Source organism: Lysinibacillus sphaericus, from assembly GCF_006864135.1.
Classification (GTDB): Bacteria; Bacillota; Bacilli; order Bacillales_A; family Planococcaceae; genus Lysinibacillus.
In genome coordinates this window covers 86,030-92,786 of sequence record NZ_SADV01000017.1, presented here as the reverse complement: position 1 = coordinate 92,786, position 6,757 = coordinate 86,030, and the positions used below count along the sequence as shown (strand labels likewise).

General features: G+C 35.7%; 6 protein-coding genes. 4 read left to right on the top strand and 2 right to left on the bottom strand.

From position 1 onward, the window contains the following. Positions 1-1,336 precede the first annotated feature (1,336 nt). From C7Y47_RS25765 to C7Y47_RS25760, 3 genes are read left to right on the top strand one after another with little or no spacing between them, the layout of a single operon-like run. Positions 1,337-2,383, top strand: a complete 1,047-nt coding sequence (locus C7Y47_RS25765) for a YHYH domain-containing protein (protein ID WP_142509946.1) — start codon at positions 1,337-1,339, stop codon at positions 2,381-2,383. Next, complete coding sequence (locus C7Y47_RS17580) at positions 2,373-2,840, top strand: hypothetical protein (protein ID WP_142509943.1); 468 nt, start codon at positions 2,373-2,375, stop codon at positions 2,838-2,840. The genes C7Y47_RS25765 and C7Y47_RS17580 overlap by 11 nt, the downstream gene beginning before the upstream one ends. Before the next feature lie 33 nt (positions 2,841-2,873). Continuing rightward, complete coding sequence (locus C7Y47_RS25760; protein WP_255505238.1) at positions 2,874-2,996, top strand: hypothetical protein; 123 nt, start codon at positions 2,874-2,876, stop codon at positions 2,994-2,996. A gap of 45 nt (positions 2,997-3,041) precedes the next feature. Here C7Y47_RS25760 and C7Y47_RS17575 read toward each other — a convergent pair whose 3' ends face one another. Then, complete coding sequence (locus C7Y47_RS17575; protein WP_142509942.1) at positions 3,042-4,232, bottom strand: coenzyme F420-0:L-glutamate ligase; 1,191 nt, start codon at positions 4,230-4,232, stop codon at positions 3,042-3,044. Between the two features lie 124 nt (positions 4,233-4,356). Between C7Y47_RS17575 and C7Y47_RS17570 the strand changes: the two genes are divergently transcribed. Next, positions 4,357-5,277 (top strand): LysR family transcriptional regulator, encoded by a 921-nt coding sequence (locus C7Y47_RS17570; protein ID WP_142509941.1) that lies wholly within the window; start codon positions 4,357-4,359, stop codon positions 5,275-5,277. 601 nt (positions 5,278-5,878) lie between these two features. Here C7Y47_RS17570 and C7Y47_RS17565 read toward each other — a convergent pair. Continuing rightward, positions 5,879-6,751, bottom strand: coding sequence for a LysR family transcriptional regulator (locus C7Y47_RS17565; protein ID WP_142509940.1), 873 nt, complete (start codon positions 6,749-6,751; stop codon positions 5,879-5,881). Positions 6,752-6,757 lie beyond the last annotated feature (6 nt).

The following is a 6,757-nucleotide window of genomic DNA, read 5'->3' as shown; positions in this document are numbered from 1 at the left end:
AAAATCGAACAAGAAGTGCCTTATTTTTATCTGAGAAAGGTTCGCTTTTATGAAAACGTAAGTTTTTCAGTGCCCTCGAAAAATTGGGGGCAGTCTTTTTTTTGCTTGATTCCCTGTTTGGTAAAATTTTGATTTTGTGGGAGGTGGTTGGATTCTATCGTGTTAGTATGTCTATAAGTTGATCTTCGTTCCTAGGTCACGTCTGCGACGCCGATCCCTGAAGAGTTGCCCTCGAACTGACTTATATTCAGGGTATTGTTTGAACAAATATCACACCCAACTTAAATCATTTTAACCTTCTAAAATTAATTTCTATACTTGATGATTAATTTTTGATATGTAAGAAGAATAGTTGTTAAAAGAATGTGTTTTTATAAATGATATAGACACTTGAAAGGGAATGAAGAAATGACGGGAAAATGCTTATTCTTTCAAGTGATGCTATGCGTTAAGAGCTATTTTGGGACGCCGCTAGGTAGAAATTGCGAATGGTATTCCGTATTTTGTGTGAGTGTTTAAATATGACTAAAGATCAATTTGTTATTGTTGATTCGGAAAATATTGAATGGAGCGCAGGGTATTTAAGATAGGTGAAATATCCTTATGTTCTAATTTTTTTATTATTATTTTGATATACCGTATTCATGATGTGTATCAAAATAATAATAAAAAAAGAGGAGAATTCCGAAAGTAATAATGGAGAAAATGAGAAGGGATTTAGAGTTTCTGATATTGTGGAGGGGTTTGAAGAGGTTCATATGGTGCATAAAGCGAGCCTGTATGAAATCTAAAAGGAGCAAGTTATTTCACTAATCCAGACCCGGCCCACATATGAGGAGCTTTTTATAAATATATGTATGAAAACTGTTCGTTATGAATAATACCTAAGGAAATTTGTGAGACAGAATCATGTTCGAACAAGCGAACATTGGTTAAATGATGAAGTAAAACTTTAATCAATTGAAATAAATGTGATTTGAAAAGGATTTAATCTAATAGAAAACAAAAGAGCTGAGAAAGATGTAATTCTTTAACATGAAGTTAATAACTTATAATGAGTATGAGGAAGTAAGCAGTGGTGGCGTATCCCTTTACAGAATGGGACATACAGGCTCGATTCCTGTCATCCTCACTTAGGGAGTTTTTTATCGTTACAATCGTCTTCTTGGTAAGGGATCTTTTAAAACTAAATACGCTCTATTTCTCTCTTTTATCTTTGATTTTTTTAATCAACATGGAAATAGCAAAATCGTACTATGCGTCATGGGAAATATGATATAAGATAAAATATGTCAATTATTATAGATAGGAGGTAGAAGTGGTGAGAAGTGGTTATTTGTCAAAAATTAGTGTTTTAGTATGCAGTTTTTTACTACTATTACCGTTTACAGCAAGTGCCCATCCAGGTAGAACGGATAGTAATGGAGGACATACTTGTCGAACTAACTGTGAAAAATGGGGATTAGATTACGGAGAATATCATTATCATAATGGTGGTAGTACATCTAATGGCAGTAGCAATATATCAAAACCTGCTCCAAAAAAACCTGTGCCCTCAACACCGGAGCCCAAAATAGATGAGGATCAAGTGAAGGCGGAAAACTATTACACAATGGCAACGAATTTATATAATAGTAAAGATTATAAGGGTGCTATTAGTGAACTTGAAAAGATTTACGAGTTGAATAAAGGTAGTAGTAAAACAGATAGTCTTATTCAAAAGTCTGTGAATGCTATTTATGAATTAGCTGAATCTAAGGTTAATGTAGGGGAATATTCTGTAGCTAAAGATTATGCAGTATATATTAAAGAAAATCGACGTTCTAATGACGAGATTAAGCAAAAAGCTAGTGGTTTATTAAACCAAATGAAAGACGATGAAAAAATCGATGAATTACTTTATAAAGCAACAAATGCTAGAGATGAAAAAGATTACGAAGAAACTTTCAGCATTATCCAAGAGGCTCAGAAGATAAAACAGTTGGATAAGATTAAATCTTTTTATAATGAAACGGTAGAGTCTTTAACGAGCGATGCAGAAGAAGCATTTCACCAAAAGCAATATGGGGATGCTAAAAAGCTTTATAAATTATTGATCAAAAAAACAGAAACACCAACCGTAATCTCACAATATCAAAAGAAACTTCAACGATTAGAAGGGGAACAATTACTACAAAAAAGCTTTCATATTAAGACGGCTAATTTTGAAGGGAAGTCTCTTTTTAATCATTTAATGGAAGATGAAAAGAACACACTATATGATAAAAATATTGTAAATATAGTAAAAGACTCCTTGCATGTAGGTACAGATAATGCTAGGAAATATATATTTACTATTAAAATTGAAGAATTGTTAAAAGGGGGAAAGAAAGATGATGCATAAAGCAGAGTCAAAACTTAGAACCCCCATTGTTAAAACAGCTTGGTTTATGTGGTTTTGGTTAATCATTTTCCCTCCTTTGGGCGTATTTCTTATGTGGAAACAGGGGCGGCTTACTAAGAAGAAACGTACTATAGCTACCGTAATAGCAGGTGTCTACTTTGTCTCTCCGATGATAATTGGAATGGCAACAACGCTGCCACTTTATAATAATCAAGAAGAATTTATAGAGGCATTCAATAAAGAAGTAAAAAAACTAGACTTCTCATATTCCCTTGAAAATACAAAGAAAGAAGAAGAAACAATTACTTCAAAGTTGGGTAAGGATATTACTTTAATTGAAAACATTGATGAAAAAGGCGCAGTACATGAGTTGATTATGGTGGGGCAAGGTGAAGGGATGGATATCATACTTTCTATGGGATTGTTAATTGGTATGACAAACCCGGACTTAAGCTAAAACGATATTGGCGCTGTGTTGAAGGATTTACGTTTGTTTGACGAAAGTTATGACTATCAAAAGAATGAAACAACTGTAGAGAAAGATACGATTCGGTATAACTTAAAATATGATGAAGCTGCTGGTGTAATATTTAGTGCTTCAAAAGTAAATTAGTATATAGGAAAAAGTGCGAGCAACCAGCTCGCACTTTTTTTAAAATTACTTTGTATAGTTATCGAAATAACCTTGAATATAAATCATCGGTGTTCCTTTGTCGCCTGAACCTGAAGTTAAGTCTGAAAGAGAGCCAATTAGGTCTGTTAAACGACGAGGCGTTGTACCTTGAGCAGCCATTTTCCCAGTTAAATCTTCATCTTTGTTTTGGATATACTCAGAAATTGCTGCTTTTAATTCTTCGCCGCGAAGATCTGCAAAATCGTTATCAGCTAAGTACTTTAGTTTTACTTCGTTTGGCGTGCCATTTAATCCAGCAGTGAAAGCTGGTGAAACAACCGGGTCAGCTAGCTCCCAAATTTTACCTACAGGGTCTTTGAATGCGCCATCACCATAAACCATTACTTCCACTGTTTTACCAGAAGCTTCTTTGATTTTTGCTTGAATGCCATCAACAATCGGTTGACATGTATGTGGGAATAATTTTACGCTATCTTCAGTTGCTTTATTTGAACCAAGTAGACCATACTCCGCGTTAAAGCCAGAACCATTATTAGATTCAGATAAAATATTATCAAGACTGTATACTTTTTCAGCGCCGTTTGCCGTTAAAATACGTTTTGTACGTGAGCGTGTATGAATATCACAAGTTAACACACTCTTCGTAAAGTCTAAAATTGTTTTTGGGTTATTTGAAAAAATAACTTCACAAGAAGCGCCTTCAGCTTCGATTAGTTCTTTATAATATTCGATATAATCTACACCTGTAAATGTATGTTTTTTATACCCGAAATGCTCACGGAATTCAACCTCAGTTAAAGTATCTGTCCAAGGATTAATCCCTTTTACATCTAGCTCATCGATATCAACTAGGTGATTCCCCACCTCATCAGATGGATAGCTAAGCATAAGAACTACTTTTTTTACGCCTTTTGCAATACCACGTAAGCAGTTAGCAAAACGATTACGGCTTAAAATTGGAAAAATAACACCAACAGTATCATCACCAAATTTAGCAGCTACGTCAGCTGCGATATCATCAATGGATGCATAGTTACCTTGTGCACGCGCTACGACAGATTCTGTTACTGTGACAATGTCACGATCTTCAATGGAATAACCTTCAGTCTTTGCTGCATTTAATACTGTATCAACAACGATTTGCTCAATATTATCGCCTTCGTTAATGATTGGACCACGAAGACCTCTTACTACTGTACCAACTACACGTTCCAAAATAATCTCTCCTTATTAAACGGGTAAATTTATGTTAAATAAAACCAATATAGTTTTACTATACGCCCCTTTAGTGATATAAGTAAAATTAATAGTTCGTATAATAGCTATAAGAGGTGCTTATATGATAGGGAAATTAGATTTATATCGCGTTTTTAGTATTGTTGCTAAAAATAATAGCTTTTCAAGTGCGGCCAAAGATTTATATATGACTCAACCAGCTGTTAGCCAAGCCATGATGCAATTAGAAAAGGAGCTAGGTACACGTCTCTTTAACCGCACACCTAAAGGGGTGACGTTAACAACGGAGGGTAAACTTTTATATGAGTATACAAATTCCGCGTTAGGCCTTTTAGATGCTGGTGAGGAGAAGCTGCTAGAATTCAAAAATTTAACAACAGGTCAATTGAAAATTGGCGTTGGGGACACTATTTCTCGTTTTTATTTAATGCCTTATCTAGAGATGTTTCATACAATGTATCCAAATATAAAATTACAAATGTTAAATGGAACGACTTCGGAAATTTGTAACTTTATTAAATCTGGTGAGGTTGATATAGGACTTTGTAATTTTCCGATAGAAGATCCGACATTACAGTTAACCGCTTGCACCGAGGTTCAGGATATTTTTGTATGCGGCGAGAAGTACAAAACGTTGGCATCAAAAAGCTTAAGCTTTGAGGATCTGTTAAAGTTTCCGCTTATTTTTTTAGAGAAAAAATCAAATTCAAGAAAGTATGTAGAAGATTATTTATTTGCAAGAGGGATCTTCATTGAACCTGAGTTTGAGCTTGGTTCACATGATCTAGTGCTGGAATTTGCACGCAGTAATTTAGGAATTGCTTGTGTAACGAAAGAATTTTCTAATGATTATTTGCAGCGAGGATTTTTATATGAGCTAACATTAACAGAAAGTATACCGACACGAAGCATTGGCATGTGTTATTTGAAAAGCGTACCTTTATCACGAGCAGCATTGAAATTTGTAGAAATTATTGAGCATAAGCAGGAGCTTAAACGTCTAAATCCAAGAATTATAAAGTGAGATTAGCAAGTAGTAAAACTCTAACATTCAAATGTTAAAAAAATGAGCAATGGAATCTTTGCGAGTGTTGCGGTGCTGTCGCTCAGATAAACATTATTGCTGAAGTTTTAGTTCATGCTAGAAGGTACATACTGTGTGGAACGGAAATCACCCCATCGTTGCGGTAAGTGTTACATATAATTTAGGATGACATTTTGCTATAAAGTACGCCATGCTAGGCGACTCCTTGGAGATGAGTGATAGAGAGGAACGAAGGCTAAAACCATCACATCCTGTGTAACGCCTTCGTGACCAACATCGAGTTGGCCCGAGACAATAAAGCGAAGCCGCTCATCGGACACGCCCGGGAAGCTTTGCTCAGTGCGAAAGCGAAGCGTCAGCTATAAAGCGCCCAGTCGGTACGGAAATCTGCCGAAGCGGCGGGATTTCGTGTTTTAGCGGCGTTCCTTGCTTGGTTAGCGGCGCAACTCACACTTTTAGCGGCGAATACCAACATAAGCTGGACAATTTGACTAAACTAAAGTCAGAGTTGAAGAACATTGTATAGAATTTTACACAATATTAAGGACTTGACTCCGAAGAGTTATACTATTTAAGCCTTTTATAGTAGCGCCTCTAAAAGAATATCAACATTGCGTTTATTTTTCATTGTAGGCGAGCACAAATAAGAAAATGTTCGTATAAAATACTGTTCCTCGAGGGGTAAGATTTTTATATCGCCATTTTTTAATTCGCGCTCGATGACACTAGCGGACAGTAATGAAAGTCCAAGCCCTTGTATAACGCTTTCTTTCACACCTTGATTACTACTAATAGTAAGAAGTGAACGTACTTGGAGTCCGTTTGCTCTAAATAAATGATCCAAATAATAACGTGTGCCTGAACCTTCTTCACGTGCAACCCAATTTTGTTGCTGCAAGTCCGAAACCGTAATCGTTGCCTTCTTTGCAAGAGGGTGATTACTCGCACTGACAATAAATAATTCATCTTGCATAAACGGTTTAATAAGAAGTTCATGGTCGTGTGCTTGTCCTTCAATAAGACCGATATCGACTTGTAACAATTTCGTATAGTGAATGATTTCTTTCGTATTGCCAATAATAACTTGAAGCTCTAGCTGAGGGAATTGCTGCTGTAAGCTCGCTATGATAGGAGGCAATATATATTCCCCAATAGTAAAGCTAGCGCCAATCAAAAGTGTACCTTGAATTTCATGGTGATAGGTTAAAATATCTTCTTTTGCTGCCTCGGCAATGGCCATCATTTGCTTAGCTCGTTTATATAAAATTTCTCCAGTTGGTGTGATTTGTACAGATTTTGGCGAACGGATAAATAAGGTCGTTTGAAATTCTTGCTCTAAATTTTTAATGTGTAAACTGACACTTGGCTGCGAAATATGAAGTATTTCGGAGGCTTTCGTAAAATTATTGACCTCCACCAGTGTGATGAACGTTCTTAAAGCATCAAATTGCATATCATC

Excerpts from the sequence above, each read along its gene's own strand:
- C7Y47_RS17580 (WP_142509943.1), top strand. The coding sequence starts at position 2,373 with ATGATGCATAAAGCAGAGTCAAAACTTAGAACCCCCATTGTTAAAACA.
- C7Y47_RS17570 (WP_142509941.1), top strand. The coding sequence starts at position 4,357 with ATGATAGGGAAATTAGATTTATATCGCGTTTTTAGTATTGTTGCTAAA.
- C7Y47_RS17565 (WP_142509940.1), bottom strand. The coding sequence starts at position 6,751 with ATGCAATTTGATGCTTTAAGAACGTTCATCACACTGGTGGAGGTCAAT.